Below are 16,953 nucleotides of genomic sequence, written 5' to 3' on the forward strand. Positions count from 1 at the left end.
TATCGCTCAAAAATGAAAATCTTACTTACCGGTGCCAATGGCTATATTGGTATGCGCTTATTACCCAGACTACTTGAAATGGGACATGAAGTTGTGTGCACGGTGCGTGACGAGAATCGACTTTCCATAGATAAGGAAACCCGTCGAAAAATTGAAGTAGTTGAAATCGATTTTTTAAAAGAAGTAGAGGTAAGTAAGATTCCAAATGATATCGATGTAGCCTATTTTTTAATTCATTTAATGACGGTCAGCACCAAGAATTTTGATGAATTAGAAGCCCAGGCCGCTAGAAACTTCAATACTTATGTTAGAAACAGTGTTTTAAAACAGGTAATATACCTTAGCGGAATTGTAAATGACGATAACCTTTCCAAACATCTTTGGTCACGAAAAAATGTTGAAAGTATTTTAGGCGAGGGTAATTACCAACTTACGGTTCTAAAGGCTGGAATTATAGTTGGTTCAGGTAGTTCTTCTTTCGAAATAATTCGCGACTTGTGTGAAAAACTTCCTGTTATGATAACACCAAGGTGGGTTCTTACCAAATCACAGCCTATTGCCATTAGAAATGTTGTGGAATTTCTCACGGGTGTACTTGGTAATGAAAAGACGTTCGGTGAGTCTTTTGACATTGCAGGTCCAGATGTTTTGACATACAAAGAAATGCTTCATCAATATGCTGAAGTTCGAGGTTTCAAAAACTGGATTTTCACAGTCCCTGTGATGACACCAAAATTATCATCATATTGGTTGTATTTTGTTACATCAACCTCATACAAACTAGCCCTCAATCTAGTAGATAGTATGAAAATCGAAGTAATTGCCAAAGACAATAGACTTCAAAAAATTCTAGGTATCACTCCATATACTTACAAAGAAGCAATTGGAATGGCATTCAAAAAGATTGAGCAAAACTTGGTGGTCAGCAGTTGGAAAGACAGCATGGTTAGTGGTCGTTTTAACAATAATCTTGAAAAGTACATTCAAGTACCAAAATTTGGCGTCTTGAAAGACGTGCAAACCAAAAAGATTGAAGATGTAAAGGGAACAGTTGAGAATATTTGGCGAATTGGTGGTGAGACTGGTTGGTATTATGGCAGTTGGTTATGGAAAATTAGAGGTTTTTTAGACAAGCTCAATGGTGGCCCAGGACTTCGTAGAGGGCGAACGAATCCTGATAAAATATATCCAGGTGATGCCTTGGACTTTTGGCGAGTACTTTTAGCGGATAAAAAAGGAAAGCGGTTACTTCTTTTTGCCGAGATGCGGTTGCCTGGTGAGGCGTGGTTGGAATTTAAAATTGACGATAACAACGTATTGCACCAAGTAGCCACCTTTAGACCTAGGGGACTGAAAGGGCGTTTGTACTGGTATAGTGTACTGCCATTTCACTATTTCATATTTGGGGGAATGATTCGAAATATTTCAAAAACGTAATTTCAAGTTTGACTTTTGAAACAACTTTGAACATTAATCGTCAGACCTAGGCAACCATTTCTAAAATTGCGTTGTCTTCTAAATACAGTACATAAATTAAAATCTCTATATGAAAAACTCAATATCGATTCTCCTTATTTTTCTTTTCGGTATTCAACTTAGCGCGCAAACTATCTCATCTAAACTGGTAGATTCCAAAACAAAGAAAGAGATTCCTTATGCAACCATACAATACGGTGAAAACAAGGGTACAATAACCAATGAAGAAGGCGATTTTAGCTTTGTACTACCCAAAGAAGGTCTTGAGATTGATTCGATATACATTTCAAGTATGGGATATGAAAAAGTGGGATTTACCCTTGAACAATTACAAGGCGACGTGGTTTTTCTCTTGCCAAAGGCTATTAAATTAAGTGGGGTCTATCTTTTTGACGAAGAACTTGATGTAGACGAAATCATTGATAAAATGAAGGAAAATCTACCTCAAAACATTAATAGTGACCCAGTTAAACAACGCTATTTTATTCGTCAATCAGTATTCGGCAATATCCAGAAAATTGATATGGGTTTTGAAAAATCGACGATTGAAGGTTTGGACAAAAAACTTATTGATAGCATTGCTGGTATCATACCGCGTAATAACTATCACTACACTGAAGTTCTTGGTGACCTTTACAAAACCAATAACGGAACGAAAATCGGAGTATTGAAAGCTGCTGAGCTTTATGACAAAAAAGATGTAGGCTCATTTGAGGAATTGGGAGAACGAATGGAAACACTTTTTAAAAAGAGTGTAAAACCAGATTCATATTTAAAAATTAAATCAGGCATTTTCAGTCAAAAAGTACAGGTTGATGAAATGTTAGACGACATGGAGGCTGAAGAAGAAACACAAGAACAAGCCGAATTAATTGAGAAGGAAATTCAGCGTGATAGTGTTTCTGGTCTTGAAGATTCACAGCGGTTTATGTTTGATGAAATCCTACAAGAGGTTTATCATGAGGAAGACACCAAAATGGACCTTGTGCAGAAGACACGTAAATATGCCTTCAACCTAGTTGGATATACAGATATCGACGACCAAGGTGTTTATGTGATAGATTTTGAACCCAAAAGAAATGGTGATTTTAAAGGGAGACTTTTTGTCAATATCGAAGACTTCGCAATAATGCGCATCGACTTTGAAAATTTAAGAAATCTCAAAAATTTCAGGTTGCTCGGCATCTATTACCGAGAGACAGTTTATAAGGGAACCATGCGGTTTACAAAACTTCCGAATGACAAATATGAATTAAGCTTTATGGACTTTTCGTTTGGTCGATGGTTTAGAATGGACCGCCCTTTGGATGTGATAGAGAAAAATAAACATGTAAAAGGCCGACGTAAACAAAACGAATTACGATTGAACATTGACTTTCAAATGGCCAATAATAACAAATGGGAGCTCGTTGTTTTTGAGCAAGACTTGATTCAGAAATCAGAATACGATGCCTTTACCGAAAAAAAAGGAATAGAAGCCACATACATGCCAAAGTACAATCCAGAATTCTGGGACGGATACAACATTATGGAGCCAAACCAAGCTATTCGTGAATTTACGGTTGCTGAGTAGTAAATGTTGTGAAACCGGGGTTTTTTGATGTTCATTTTCACAAGATTTTGAGATTTAGCCAGTTATAAGAATACCAATCTTACTGCATTCGCGATGAAGTATTCTTTTTTAACCACAATGCTGGCGCTTTTTGGCGTTTGTTATATTTCATATTGCCAATCCATTTCTTCACGACTTTTGGATGTTCAAACCAAAGAGCCTATACCATTCGCCTCGATTTTATACGGTGAAGAACAAGGGGTTATCACCAACGAAAACGGAGACTTCCAATTTGTAATTGAACAGAACACCAAAGCACTTGATTCGATTTATATTTCTTGCATGGGTTATGTTGGGCAAGGTTTCACCCAAAAACAGCTTCAAGACAGCATAATCTATTTAGCACCTGGAGGGTTTGAATTGGTTGGTGTTGACCTAATGGGGCAAGGCCTATCTGCAGATGAAATCATTCAACGAATGGTGGATAGCATACCGGTAAACTATAACCAAATGCCCGTTCAAAAAAAGTTCTTTTTAAGACAGTCTACATATGATGAACTTGATGAAGCTAAAATCGTACTGAAAGCAAGTACGATTCCAGAAATAGATGATATCAGTATTGAACGAATCGTTGATCGGTTACCAAAAAAAACCCAATATCATACAGAAACCTTTGGTAACATGTATAAGTCTAATGGAAAAGTGAAGCTTGAAGTCTTAAAAGCCACGGAAATGTATGATAAATCCCAACAAGCGACATATGCTGGAATTAATCATAGTCTGATAAAACTCATAAAAAAACATGTTAAGGACGATTCCTATTTTAAAATTAAAACTGGTCCCATTAGTACCAAGCTGGATTTGGACACCATTATTGGGAGGCCCAGCTTAGACCCCCAAGCAGAAACCTCTATCAAATTAAATTATTTGGCCAGCAGGGCAAACCGATTGAATAAAATTGAAAATCAGTTTTTTAACGTCAATAGCCGGTTAGAAGTAATCGAAAAACGAAAGAACTATCAATTCACCAAAGACCAGACCTTTGAACAGGATGGTGAGCGATTCTATGTTATCAATTTTGGACCAAAGAAAAATGCCCGCTTAAGAGGAAAAATGTTTATCAATGCAAATGATTTTGCAATGACCCGTATTGAGTATGAAAATCTTGAATCGATTAAACCATTTAAATTATTGGGTGTAAATTATAATGAACCGAAGTACGTTGGTGTAGCGGAGTTCGATAAAATGAAAAACGGTAAATACGAACTGAGCTTTTCAACTTTAAAACACGACTTTTTTGTAAAAGTTCGAAGACCTTTTAAAATTGCTGAAAAAAACAAGAATACCAAAGGTCGCCGAAAGCAAAACGAAATAACCATAGACCTTTATCTAACTGCGAAAAGTGCCAATGTATTTGAATGGGTAGCTTTAGAAACAAAGGGGTCAAGCCAAGGCACCTTTGATATGGTTCCTCAACGGCAAATTGTCGAAGTCAAATACAGAACCAGCTATGATGAACAATACTGGGAAGATGTGACTATTGTTTCGCCAAGTGAATCCGTAAAGGAATTCGCGATTCTTGAGAATGAATAGTTGTTAAGGCTTCGGCAGAAAAACTTCTGCCATCATACATCGGGCTGAACCACCACCACATGTTTCTATAGTATCAAGAGGGCTGTGTAGAATCGCACAATGATTTTCTATAGCTTTTATTTGAACGTCATTCAAACTCTTAAAGGCTTGAGAACTCATCACCATAAAACGTTTTTCATCAGCACCATAAACTTGTAGCATGTTGCCTGCAAAGGCATGCATTTGAGCTTCGGTTATGGAAATAATTTCCTTGCCGTCCTTTTTTAAGTGTTCAACTACATTTTTACGTTCCTTTTTGTCGTCAATAGTGTCAAGACAAATTACCGCAAAAGTCTCGGCCATGGCCATCATTACATTAGTGTGATAAATGGGCTTACGCTCTCCATTCACGGTTTGATTTGCCGTAAAGATTACAGGAAAACAATCAAAATCCTCACAGAATTCAATAAACAATTCTTCATGTGCACGTTCAGAAAGCGCACAATAAGCTTTCTGATGTACCCGGTCTTTTAGTATGCTGCCAGTACCTTCCAAAAAAATACCCTCTTCTTCTGCAGATGTATAATCAATGATATCATTGATTTCAAATCCATGTGATTCCAACACCTCAAAAACATCCTCACGGCGCTCTTTTCTACGGTTTTCTGCGAACATTGGATAGACTACCACAGTACCACTACTATGGAAAGAAACCCAATTGTTGGGAAAAATGGAATCAGGAGTATCTTGTTCTTTATTATCATCAACCACGATTACATTAACACCTTGATTTCTAAGCACCGTTACGAAGGTGTCAAATTCCTTTTGTGCTTTGTCATTTATATCTGCATTGGCAATGGAAATATCTTCTTGAAAGTAATTGTTAACCGCGGTCTGTTCGTTCATACGAAAAGCTACCGGGCGTATCATTAATATGGTATTGGTTATTTGCATTTATGGGGGAATTAATATTCTCTAATCAACGGAAGCGTACTACAACGAAGAAGTCCTTCTTGTTTGGCAATTTCCGCATACGGTATTTCTTCAACTGTAAAGCCTTGATCTCGAAGCCAATTATTCAAACGGGTGAAATTCTTCTCTGAAACCACAATTTCTGGTGAAATTGAAAAGACATTACTGAACATCTGGTACATTTCATCAGCGCTGATTTCAAAAATGTTCTCTTGACCAAAAAAATTGACCAACCACTGGTATTCCTCATCTACCAAGAATCCATTTTTGTGCAGTATTGCTTTTCCTTTTCCTAGTGGTTGGAAGCAACAATCTAGATGCAGTGCATTTTCTTTAGCATTGGTATTGGATTTTCGTAGTTCGAACGCTTTGACCGTTTTATGTGGGAATTCAGCCTTTAAAAATTCGACTGCTTCTTTGTTGGTGCGTGCCGTAATAAAATCTGGATAATCGTCGCCAGTATAAGTGCCAACAAAAATGAAATCGTTCCATGGCATTACATCACCTCCTTCAATATGAACCTCTTCTGGTGGGCGAATTACCTTTTTGGAATCAACAATATCCAAAACATGCTGTATTGCCTCGAATTCCCGCTCTCTATCAGGAAGTATATTGGAATGAAAAAGTTTGTCTTCTATTACAAAGGCAATATCGCGGGAAAAAATCTGATTGCAATCTTCAATAACAGATGGTCGAAAAACCTGAACGTCGTATTTCTCAAAAACCCTTGCGAACGCATCCATTTCAGCAATCATATCGCTTTCAACCGGATACGTTCCAGCTAAAATATGTTCCAAAGATTTTGGATCATAAGCCTCTTCTGGTTTAGGCACTGGACCACAACTTTCTGCAGTTCCCAAAACAACCGCTTTTAAAGGGGCAACTTCATCAACTACATGCAAAGACAACATACGTAAATATTCTTTTTAATTTATTTCACAAAAAAAGCCCTTTAGCGAAGTAAAGAGCTTTTTGTTTTTTTTTGAGGTAGCAATCTACCTTTTGTCCAGTGGAACAAAAGGACGATGATTTTCGCCAATATAAATTTGCCTTGGTCTTCCTATCGGTTCTTTACGAAGTCGCATTTCTCTCCATTGAGCAATCCATCCTGGTAATCTTCCTAAAGCGAACATAACGGTGAACATATCAACTGGAATACCCATTGCGCGATAAATGATTCCTGAGTAAAAATCCACATTAGGGTACAACTTTCGTTCCACAAAATATTGGTCTTCCAAAGCCTCTTTTTCCAATCCTTTAGCGATATCAAGAATGGGGTCCTCGACTCCTAAATCCCCTAAAACCTGATCAGCTGCTTTTTTAATAATCTTTGCCCTTGGGTCAAAGTTTTTGTATACCCTGTGTCCAAATCCCATAAGACGAAAAGGATCGTTCTTGTCCTTTGCCTTCGCCATGTATTTCTTTGTATCTCCGCCATCTTCTTTTATAGCTTCGAGCATTTCTAAAACAGCTTGATTTGCTCCACCATGTAATGGACCCCAAAGTGCAGAAACACCCGCAGCAAGAGACACAAAAAGCCCAGCATGAGAAGAACCCGTTATTCTTACCGTAGAAGTAGAACAGTTCTGTTCATGATCGGCGTGTAAAATCAAAAGCTTATCCAGAGCATCAATTACAATTGGATTTTTGACATAGTCCTTAGTGGGTTTTTTGAACATCATTTTATGGATGTTTTCTACATAACCCAGATTATCGTCACCATAATCTAAAGGCAATCCCATCTTTTTTCGCATGGTCCAAGCAACCAATACAGGGAATTTACCTAAAATTCGAACTATAGAGTTGTACATTGCTTCATCAGAAGAAACATCAACGGTTGATGGGTTAAAGGCCACCAACGCGCTTGTTAATGAAGAAAGCACTCCCATGGGATGAGCAGACTTTGGGAAACCATCCAAAATCTTTTTCATTTCTTCATCTACCTGGGATTCTTCGGTAATATCGTCGTAGAATTTTTCTAACTGCGCTTTATTGGGTAGCTCACCAAAAATCAATAGATAGGCTACTTCTAAAAAATCCGCTTTTTCAGCTAATTCTTCAATAGAGTAACCCCTGTACCTCAATATTCCTTTCTCTCCATCAAGAAACGTAATCGCACTCTCGCAAGACCCTGTATTTTTATATCCGGGGTCTATGGTCACCATCCCTGTGGCACCCCTTAAAGTTTTTATATCAATAGCCAATTCATTCTCCGTTCCCTTGATAACTGGAAACTCGTATTTTTTTCCTTCAAATTCTATTGTTGCGGTCTGCGACATCTATGATTAGTATTAAATTTTTGAATCGTTAAAGTTAATGAATCGACAAGCCTTTAACAATTCAAACCGTGAATTTTGAAGTATTCTTAACGAATATTTGAAATATACCTACTTCTATAAATTATAAAGGAACTTGTAGTATTCGTCAACCGACTTTTTCCATGTAAATCGCTTGCGTTTTGCTGCAATCTGAATTTTTTCCCATTTAGGTTTATCATTCTCAAAAACTTCAAGAGCCACATCGAATGCCGATAACATATTTTTGATTTTCTCATCGTAAGTATCACCATCGAATGTAAAGCCTGTTTTCAAATGATCAACAGTATCTTTCAATCCTCCAGTATGATGAACCAAACAAGGGTTACCATTTCGCATTGCAAGCATTTGACTTATACCACAAGGTTCAAAAAGACTCGGCATAAAATAAAGGTCACATTCCAAATACATTGAATCAATTAGGCTCTCTGATTGACCATTGGTAAAAATGAAGTTTTCGTTTTCGTAACTTATTTTTCTAAAAAGCTCTTCGTATTCAGGGGCCCCAGTACCCAATAGCATAAAAATTCCATCCACCTTTTTTAGTTTTTGAAGGATTTTCACAAAAGCATCGGGATTACGCTTAAAGAAATAGTATTTCTGCTCTGTTAATCGGGCAATACTTGAAACAATAAATTTTGGTCGGTTTCCGACATATTTCATGATTTTCTCCCCGGTATGGGCAAGAAAATCAGCTTTGTACTTTTTATTTTCATCTTGAAGCCAACTAAAAAGGGCCTTTACCGTATTTCTGTAGATTTCCCCTTTTGCTTCAGCATTGATGTTCTTATAGTTACATCCATTCAAAATGCCGAATAAACGCCCTTCTTTATCTGCTTTTTTCAAATCTTTTTCCAAACCTTCACCACCAATAAATTCTGGTGGAGAACTTGGCTTCATTACGTCTTCCTTATAGGAAGGTGATACTGTGTGAACAGCATCTGCAAATCGGATGCCAACTGCCATTAAATTTATGCAATCTGTATAACGGTAATCCATCAAACGCTTAGTATCGATTGCCATATCAGGAAACCAGTTTCGAACAGATGAATAATTATCGCTAAAGGGACGAATACCCTGAATGGCCAAATTGTGAATGCTATAAACAAAACGTATGTCTTTCAGCATCTTGTAATCCTTATGATATTCCCTTAAGAACAATAATAAGCTTGAGTGCCAATCGTGCAGATGTACAACGTTTAAATTACCAAATGCCCCTTGTTTTATAGCTGCAGCAACTGCCGTATTAAATATAAAATACTTGATTGCATCGGTAAAAAATGGTTCTTCGGGATCATCATGATAAATATGTGCTATCCCACCTGCCTCTATTTCTGGATGATGAATGACATAGTGATGAACATTTTTAAATTCCTTTTTTGGAGGGACTTCATATAAATCTGCATTGTACATTAATCCCCTAAGTTCAAAATTCAATGAAGTTTTGAATGTTCCATTTTTATGCAGTCTACCATAAGCCGGTACCACTACATGAACTTTATCGCCACGTTCAGAAATTTGTCGGGGAACGTCTCTAACCACATCTCCCATACCACCAGCTTTACATTTTGGTATGGCATCATTTTCAGCAGCAGCAAAAAGAAAAGTATTCATATAGTCAAGTTGATTCTAAAAAGATAATGCTATTTGACATCAAAAAAAAGCCCTTTCAAAATTGAAAGGGCCGTTTATAATTGTAAAATGACTAGTTGATTTTAAATGCTTTTTCTTGTGGATAGTAAGCTACATCACCAAGCTCTTCTTCTATTCGAAGAAGCTGATTGTATTTTGCCATACGATCACTTCTTGATGCCGAACCGGTTTTTATTTGACCAGTATTCAATGCAACTGCCAAATCAGCAATAGTATTATCCTCAGTCTCACCAGACCTATGACTCATTACTGAGGTATAACCTGCATTCTTGGCCATATTCACAGCAGCAATCGTTTCTGTCAATGTCCCGATTTGATTTACCTTAATTAAAATTGAATTTGCGATTCCATTTTCAATTCCGCGTGAAAGGCGTTCAACGTTCGTTACAAATAAATCATCACCAACCAACTGCACACGGTCACCAACTTTATCCGTCAACATTTTCCATCCGTCCCAATCGTTTTCATCCATCCCGTCTTCTATAGAAATAATCGGATATTTTTCGCATAAATCCGCTAAGTATTGTGCTTGCTCTTCAGAAGTTCTTACAACACCTTTGTCTCCCTCGAATTTTGTGTAGTCATATTTTCCATCGACATAAAACTCAGCTGAAGCACAGTCAAGTGCAATCATCACATCATCGCCTAATTTATACCCTGCCTTGTCCACAGCCTTAGCAATGGTATCTAAAGCATCTTCTGTACCGCCTTCCAAGGTAGGTGCAAAACCACCTTCATCACCAACTGCTGTACTCAAATTCCTATCATGGAGTACCTTTTTCAGGTTGTGGAAAATTTCAGTCCCCATTTGCATGGCGTGACTAAAATCTTTTGCCTTAACGGGCATCACCATAAATTCCTGAAATGCAATCGGCGCGTCTGAATGCGAACCTCCATTGATAATATTCATCATTGGAACAGGTAATGTATTCGCACTGACCCCTCCGACATATCTGTAAAGTGGCATTGCCAGTTCTTCAGCTGCTGCCTTTGCTACCGCTAAAGAAACACCTAAAATGGCATTTGCTCCCAACTTTGATTTGTTAGGCGTACCATCCAAATCAATCATTGTTTGGTCTATATAGTTCTGTTCGAAAACAGAAGTACCAACCAACTCTTCAGCAATAATGGTATTAACGTTATTCACCGCCTTACCAACACCCTTGCCCATAAAAGAGTCTCCACCATCGCGCAGCTCAACCGCCTCGTGTTCTCCAGTTGATGCTCCCGAAGGAACCGCGGCTCGGCCTAGAATACCATTTTCAGTAACGACATCTACCTCTACGGTTGGGTTACCTCTAGAATCTAAAATTTGTCTTGCATGAATACCAAGAATAATGCTCATTTTTAGCTGGTTTAAATTAATCCGCCAAAGATACAAAAGCAATGAATTCCAGTTGCTTCGTAAAGACTACAACTGGAATTCATAACAAAAAGATAAACTAATGTTCTTAATTTCTACTGGCCTTTATGGCCTCGAAAAATTGATCAAATAAATAGTCTGCATCATGTGGGCCTGGACTCGCTTCTGGGTGATATTGTACAGAAAAAACATTCTTGTATTTCATTTTTAATCCAGCCACAGTTCCATCATTCAAATGGGTATGTGTTATTTCTAGGTCTGGGTGAGCTTCGGTCTCTTCACGATTAACTGCAAAACCATGATTTTGCGAGGTAATTTCACCCTTGCCAGTCATTAGGTTCAAAATTGGATGATTGATTCCTCTGTGCCCGTGGTGCATTTTATAAGTAGACACTCCGTTCGCCAAGGCCAACACTTGATGTCCTAAACAAATACCAAATAAGGGTTTGTTCGTTTTCAAAATCTCTTTGGTGCATTCGATAGCCTCAGAAAGTGGTTCTGGATCCCCTGGTCCATTTGAAATAAAATAACCATCAGGATTAAATTCAGCCATTTCCTCTTTTGTGGTATTGTAAGGAAAGACCTTTACATAAGCATCACGTTTGGTCAGGTTCCGAAGGATGTTCTTTTTAATTCCGATATCAAGGGCAGAAACTTTATACGTAGCGTTTTCGTCTCCAATGAAATAAGGTTCCTTTGTGGAAACTTTTGAAGCTAGCTCCAAACCTTCCATACTCGGAATTCCTTTCAATTCTTCTTTCAATTTATCCACTTCATCTGTACGTGTTGAAATTACAGCGTTCATCGCTCCATTATCTCTAATGTAACTTACCAAAGCCCGTGTATCAACATCTGAAATGGCCATAAGTTTATTATCCTTTAAAAAGTCAAGAAGACTTTTGTCTGCTCCAGGGCGCGAATATTGATAACTAAAGTTCTTAACGATTAGACCAGCAATTTTTATTGAATCCGATTCAACCTCGTCTTTTAGAGTTCCGTAATTACCAATATGCGCATTGGTGGTCACCATTATCTGACCATAATACGAAGGGTCAGTAAATATCTCTTGATAACCTGTCATACCGGTATTAAAACAGACTTCACCAAAAGCTGTTCCTTCGATGTCCCCCACCGCTTTTCCATAAAAAATGGTACCATCTTCCAACAGTACCAACGCTTTTTTTCTAGTATGATATTTCATCCACAAAAATTTACCAAATGAACATAAAAAAAGGATACCCTTTTGAGTATCCTTTGAAATATTTTAAACGATCAATCAACATTTTATTCTTCAGAATCGTCAGTTGTAGCAGTCGTCGTTTCAGGAGCTGTGGCTGCTGCGCCTTTGGCACCTCCACGACCTCTTCTACTTCTTCTAGTAGATTTCTTTTTCTTACCTGTGTCGTAAGTCTCATTAAAATCTACTAATTCGATTAAAGCCATATCAGCGTTATCACCGAGTCGGTTTCCTAATTTTATAATTCTAGTGTAACCACCTGGTCTGTCACCAACTTTTTCGGCTACCGCTCCAAACAATTCCGTTATTGCATGTTTGTTTCGCAGCTTACTGAAGGCTACCCTTCTATTGTGCATTCCTTTTTCATTAGACTGATTGTTTTCAGTTTTAGCTTTGGTGATAATCGGCTCAACAAACACCTTTAAAGCTTTGGCCTTCGCAACAGTTGTATTGATGCGCTTATGCTCAATTAAGGAGCACGCCATGTTTGCCAACATCGCCTTTCTATGAGCAGATTTTCTACCTAAGTGGTTAAACTTCTTTCCGTGTCTCATCTTTTTAATTTATCATCTTGCTACCAAATCCACAATGTGGAGAGCAAAATATGATTGCTTAATCTTTATCTAATTTATATTTGGACAAGTCCATACCGAACTGAAGACCTTTATTAATAACAAGTTCTTCAAGTTCCGTTAATGACTTCTTACCGAAGTTTCTGAACTTCATCAAATCATTCTTATTGAAGGAAACTAAGTCTCCCAAAGTGTCAACTTCAGCGGCTTTCAAACAATTCAATGCGCGCACCGACAAATCCATATCAACCAATTTGGTCTTCAATAACTGACGCATGTGCAACGATTCTTCATCATAAGTCTCTGTTTGGGCGATTTCATCAGCTTCAAGAGTAATTCGCTCATCTGAGAACAACATGAAGTGGTGAATCAAAATCTTAGCAGCTTCAGTCAAAGCATCTTTAGGATGTATAGAACCATCAGAAACAATTTCGAAAATCAACTTTTCGTAATCTGTTTTTTGTTCAACCCTAAAGTTCTCAATGCTGTATTTTACGTTTTTAATTGGTGTAAAAACCGAATCAACAGCAATGGTTCCCAAAGGAGCATTTGATTTCTTGTTTTCTTCAGCCGGAACGTATCCGCGACCTTTTTCTATGATGATTTCAAGGTTGACTTCAACCTTGGAATCCATATTACAAATCACTAAATCAGGATTCAATACTTGATATCCTGAAATAAACTTTTGAAAATCACCAGCAGTCAACTGGTCTTTTCCTGTTACTGAAACAGAAACAGTCTCGCTTTCAACATCATCGATTTGTCTTTTGAAACGAATTTGTTTCAAGTTCAAAATCATTTCAGTTACGTCCTCTACTACACCAGGTATAACAGAAAACTCATGCTCTACTCCATCAATCCTTACCGATGTTATTGCGAAGCCTTCCAAAGAGGAAAGCAGTACTCGTCTTAGTGCATTCCCGACGGTAAGACCATATCCAGGTTCCAATGGGCGAAATTCAAATTTCCCATCGAAATCTGTGGATTCAATCATTATTACCTTATCGGGCTTTTGAAAATTAAGTAATGCCATAATTGGACTAATAGGTTTATTTTGAGTATAACTCGACGATTAATTGTTCTTTGATGTTCTCTGGAATCTGTAGCCTTTCAGGAATGGTAACATATGTTCCTTCTTTGGTATCATTATTCCAAGTAAGCCATTCGTAAACTGAACTGTTGTTAGCTAAAGAATCGTTTATAGTTTGTAAAGACTTTGACTTTTCACGAACACCTACTACATCTCCTGCTTTTAACGCGTAGGAAGGAATATTTACAACCTCACCGTTTACAGTAATGTGCCTGTGGGACACCAATTGTCTTGCACCCCTTCTTGAAGGTGAAATACCTAATCGATATACCACATTATCCAGTCTTCCCTCACAAAGTTGAAGAAGCACCTCACCGGTTACACCTTCTCTTCGTTTTGCTTCAGTAAATAGATTTCTAAACTGCTTTTCTAGAATACCGTAGGTATATTTTGCTTTTTGCTTCTCCATTAATTGGATAGCATATTCAGACTTTTTACCACGACGACGGTTGTTACCGTGTTGCCCTGGAGGGTAGTTTTTCTTTTCGAAAGACTTATCGTCTCCGAAAATCGCTTCGCCAAATTTTCGAGCGATTTTTGTTTTTGGTCCTGTGTATCTTGCCATTTTCTAGTTTTTTTGAAAGTGCGATTATGAATTAAGGCTTATCCTTCGATAATCGTTAGTGCACCTTCGGTGAAAATCCGCCATAAGGCGGACCAATTATAATTAATTAAACTCTTCTTCTTTTGGGAGGTCTACAACCGTTATGTGGAATCGGTGTAACATCTATGATTTCTGTAACCTCTATACCTTCATTATGAATGGTTCTGATTGCAGATTCACGACCATTACCTGGTCCCTTAACGTAAACCTTTACCTTACGAAGACCTGCTTCTAAAGCAACTTTTGCACAATCTTCGGCGGCTACTTGGGCAGCATACGGAGTGTTCTTTTTAGAACCCCTAAAACCCATTTTACCGGCAGAAGACCAAGAAATAACGTCACCCTTTTTATTGGTCAACGAAATGATGATGTTGTTAAAAGAGGCAGTTATGTGCGCTTCTCCTGTAGAATCAACAACAACTTTACGTTTTTTAGCTGCGGTTTTTGAACCTGTTTTTCCTTTTGCCATCTCCTAATTATTATTTAGTAGCCTTCTTCTTGTTGGCAACTGTCTTACGTTTTCCTTTTCTCGTTCTCGAGTTGTTTTTTGTGCGCTGTCCTCTCAAAGGAAGTCCAGCTCTATGACGAATACCACGCTGACATCCGATATCCATCAAACGCTTGATATTCAATTGTGTCTCTGAACGTAATTCACCTTCAATGGTAAATTCACCAACGGCATCACGAATCTTACCAATCTGGTCATCGTTCCAATCTGAGACTTTTACATCTTCATCAACCCCAGCTTTGGCCAAGATTTCCTGTGCACGACTTTTACCTACTCCATAGATGTAGGTCAATGAAATTACGCCGCGTTTTTGTTTAGGTATATCAACCCCTGCAATTCTTGCCATAATTACCCTTGTCTTTGTTTAAATCTAGGATTCTTTTTGTTGATTACGTACAGCTTGCCCTTTCTGCGTACAATCTTGCAGTCTGCACTTCTTTTTTTTATGGATGCTCTTACCTTCATCGTTAATATCTGTATGTAATTCTTGCTTTTGTTAAATCGTATGGGCTCATTTCAAGCTTGACTTTATCACCAGGCAATAACTTGATGTAATGCATGCGCATTTTACCTGAAATATGAGCTGTAACAATGTGGCCATTTTCCAACTCTACCCGAAACATAGCGTTTGATAATGCCTCTATAATTGTTCCGTCTTGTTCTATTGCTGCTTGTTTAGCCATATAGATTTATGCTACTTTTCTGTTTTTACCAGTTTTCATTAAACCATCGTAGTGTCTATTCAACAAATATGAATTCACTTGTTGAACAGTATCGATAGCAACACCTACCATAATCAATAGTGATGTACCACCATAGAACAATGCCCATCCCGCCTGTACGTCCATTAGTTTCACAACCACCGCTGGCAAAACCGCCAAGGCAGCAAGAAAAACTGAACCTGGGAATGTAATCAATGACATTATTTTATCTAGGAAATCACCGGTTTCTTTGCCAGGACGTATTCCTGGAATAAAACCACCACTTCTTTTTAAGTCATCCGCCATTTTGTTCGTAGGAACAGTGATTGCCGTATAGAAATATGTGAAAATGATAATCAAAATAGCAAACACGAGGTTGTACCAAAAACCGAAAATATCAGCAAATTGAACTTCCATCCACTGACCTGCAGCAGTATTATTGAATGTTCTACCAATCAAACTTGGTGCAAACATTATGGCTTGAGCAAAAATAATTGGCATTACCCCTGATGCGTTCAACTTTAACGGTATGTATTGACGTGAACCCATCACATTCTTTTCATAACCACCTGAAGCACTTCTTCGGGCATATTGCACTGGTATTTGACGAACAGCCATCACCAATAGCACACTGGCCAAAATGACCACGAACCAGATAATCACTTCAATCAAAATGAACATGATACCACCAGTATTGTTTGTTGTCCTAGAAATAAATTCCTGAACAAATGACTGTGGCATTGTAGCAATGATACCTATCATAATCAATAAAGAGATACCGTTACCAATACCTTTATCCGTTATTTTTTCTCCTAACCACATTGCAAACACACAACCCGTGACCAAAATAATTACAGCTGGAATGATAAAATCAGGTCCTTTACCTAAAACAAAGGCACTGTCCGGTACACCAAGGGCCCCTAATCCGTACAAATAGGCAGGTGCTTGTACAATACATATGGCTATGGTCAACCAGCGAGTGATTTGATTCTTAGTCTTTCGACCACTTTCTCCTTCCTTGTCGAGTTTCTGCAAATAAGGAATGGCTATACTCATCAATTGTACTACAATCGAAGCAGAGATATAGGGCATGATACCCAATGCAAAAACCGATGCGTTCGCAAAAGCCCCACCAGTAAATGCATTAAGCAGACCTAAAATTCCATCACCGGCATTGCTTGCCAAGTTTGCCAATTGAGCAGTATCAATACCAGGAAGAACTACTTGGGCACCGAAACGATACACCAATAAAAGACCTAAGGTCACGATTATACGTTGTCTTAGTTCTTCAATCTTCCAAATATTTGATATGGTCTCAATAAACTTCTTCATTCTAAA

Annotated in this window: 17 protein-coding genes; 3 read left to right on the forward strand and 14 right to left on the reverse strand. The window is 38.0% G+C overall.

All coding sequences use genetic code 11. The annotated features are described in order from the left end of the window. Window positions 1-12: 12 nt before the first annotated feature. From HCU67_RS14650 to HCU67_RS14660, 3 genes are all read left to right on the forward strand, one after another. Window positions 13-1,437, forward strand: coding sequence for an SDR family oxidoreductase (locus HCU67_RS14650; protein ID WP_168553339.1), 1,425 nt, complete (start codon window positions 13-15; stop codon window positions 1,435-1,437). A gap of 109 nt (window positions 1,438-1,546) precedes the next feature. Beyond that, window positions 1,547-3,049, forward strand: a complete 1,503-nt coding sequence (locus HCU67_RS14655; RefSeq protein ID WP_168553340.1) for a carboxypeptidase-like regulatory domain-containing protein — start codon at window positions 1,547-1,549, stop codon at window positions 3,047-3,049. 93 nt (window positions 3,050-3,142) lie between these two features. Beyond that, complete coding sequence (locus HCU67_RS14660; RefSeq protein ID WP_168553341.1) at window positions 3,143-4,621, forward strand: peptidase associated/transthyretin-like domain-containing protein; 1,479 nt, start codon at window positions 3,143-3,145, stop codon at window positions 4,619-4,621. A gap of 3 nt (window positions 4,622-4,624) precedes the next feature. Here the strand turns inward: HCU67_RS14660 and ctlX are convergent, their stop codons facing one another. The 14 genes from ctlX to secY form a co-directional block, all read right to left on the reverse strand. After that, window positions 4,625-5,554 (reverse strand): citrulline utilization hydrolase CtlX, encoded by a 930-nt coding sequence (ctlX, locus tag HCU67_RS14665; RefSeq protein ID WP_168553342.1) that lies wholly within the window; start codon window positions 5,552-5,554, stop codon window positions 4,625-4,627. Window positions 5,555-5,565: 11 nt separating this feature from the next. Beyond that, window positions 5,566-6,483 (reverse strand): dimethylarginine dimethylaminohydrolase family protein, encoded by a 918-nt coding sequence (locus HCU67_RS14670; protein ID WP_168553343.1) that lies wholly within the window; start codon window positions 6,481-6,483, stop codon window positions 5,566-5,568. An 84-nt stretch (window positions 6,484-6,567) separates the two neighbouring features. Further along, window positions 6,568-7,851 (reverse strand): citrate synthase, encoded by a 1,284-nt coding sequence (locus HCU67_RS14675; protein WP_168553344.1) that lies wholly within the window; start codon window positions 7,849-7,851, stop codon window positions 6,568-6,570. Between the two features lie 114 nt (window positions 7,852-7,965). Next, window positions 7,966-9,501 carry a glycogen synthase gene (locus tag HCU67_RS14680; RefSeq protein ID WP_168553345.1) on the reverse strand — a complete coding sequence of 512 codons (1,536 nt, stop codon included), beginning with the start codon at window positions 9,499-9,501 and terminating at the stop codon, window positions 7,966-7,968. A gap of 91 nt (window positions 9,502-9,592) precedes the next feature. Beyond that, the gene (eno, locus tag HCU67_RS14685; protein ID WP_168553346.1) at window positions 9,593-10,885 is read right to left on the reverse strand and encodes a phosphopyruvate hydratase; all 1,293 of its coding nucleotides are present in this window, start codon (window positions 10,883-10,885) and stop codon (window positions 9,593-9,595) included. Window positions 10,886-10,991: 106 nt separating this feature from the next. Next, entirely contained in the window at window positions 10,992-12,104 is a 1,113-nt protein-coding gene (gene carA, locus HCU67_RS14690; RefSeq protein ID WP_168553347.1) for a glutamine-hydrolyzing carbamoyl-phosphate synthase small subunit, read from the reverse strand. An 83-nt stretch (window positions 12,105-12,187) separates the two neighbouring features. Further along, a complete protein-coding gene (gene rplQ, locus HCU67_RS14695) occupies window positions 12,188-12,694 on the reverse strand; it encodes a 50S ribosomal protein L17 (RefSeq protein ID WP_168553348.1) in 507 nt (168 codons plus the stop codon). Between the two features lie 58 nt (window positions 12,695-12,752). Continuing rightward, window positions 12,753-13,745: a DNA-directed RNA polymerase subunit alpha gene (locus HCU67_RS14700; RefSeq protein WP_168553349.1), complete on the reverse strand. Its 993-nt coding sequence runs from the start codon at window positions 13,743-13,745 to the stop codon at window positions 12,753-12,755. 16 nt (window positions 13,746-13,761) lie between these two features. Beyond that, window positions 13,762-14,367, reverse strand: a complete 606-nt coding sequence (gene rpsD / locus HCU67_RS14705; protein ID WP_168553350.1) for a 30S ribosomal protein S4 — start codon at window positions 14,365-14,367, stop codon at window positions 13,762-13,764. 106 nt (window positions 14,368-14,473) lie between these two features. Then, a complete protein-coding gene (gene rpsK / locus HCU67_RS14710) occupies window positions 14,474-14,875 on the reverse strand; it encodes a 30S ribosomal protein S11 (protein WP_168553351.1) in 402 nt (133 codons plus the stop codon). Window positions 14,876-14,885: 10 nt separating this feature from the next. Further along, the gene (rpsM, locus tag HCU67_RS14715; RefSeq protein ID WP_168553352.1) at window positions 14,886-15,260 is read right to left on the reverse strand and encodes a 30S ribosomal protein S13; all 375 of its coding nucleotides are present in this window, start codon (window positions 15,258-15,260) and stop codon (window positions 14,886-14,888) included. A 2-nt stretch (window positions 15,261-15,262) separates the two neighbouring features. After that, window positions 15,263-15,379: a type B 50S ribosomal protein L36 gene (ykgO, locus tag HCU67_RS14720; RefSeq protein ID WP_038084689.1), complete on the reverse strand. Its 117-nt coding sequence runs from the start codon at window positions 15,377-15,379 to the stop codon at window positions 15,263-15,265. Between the two features lie 2 nt (window positions 15,380-15,381). Then, window positions 15,382-15,597 carry a translation initiation factor IF-1 gene (gene infA / locus HCU67_RS14725; protein ID WP_007094967.1) on the reverse strand — a complete coding sequence of 72 codons (216 nt, stop codon included), beginning with the start codon at window positions 15,595-15,597 and terminating at the stop codon, window positions 15,382-15,384. A gap of 6 nt (window positions 15,598-15,603) precedes the next feature. Further along, on the reverse strand, window positions 15,604-16,947 hold the full coding sequence (gene secY, locus HCU67_RS14730) for a preprotein translocase subunit SecY (RefSeq protein WP_168553353.1): 1,344 nt from the start codon (window positions 16,945-16,947) through the stop codon (window positions 15,604-15,606). Between the last annotated feature and the right edge of the window lie 6 nt (window positions 16,948-16,953).

Origin of the sequence: Croceivirga thetidis (genome assembly GCF_012272815.1) — a bacterium.
GTDB classification, from domain to species: Bacteria; Bacteroidota; Bacteroidia; order Flavobacteriales; family Flavobacteriaceae; genus Croceivirga; species Croceivirga thetidis.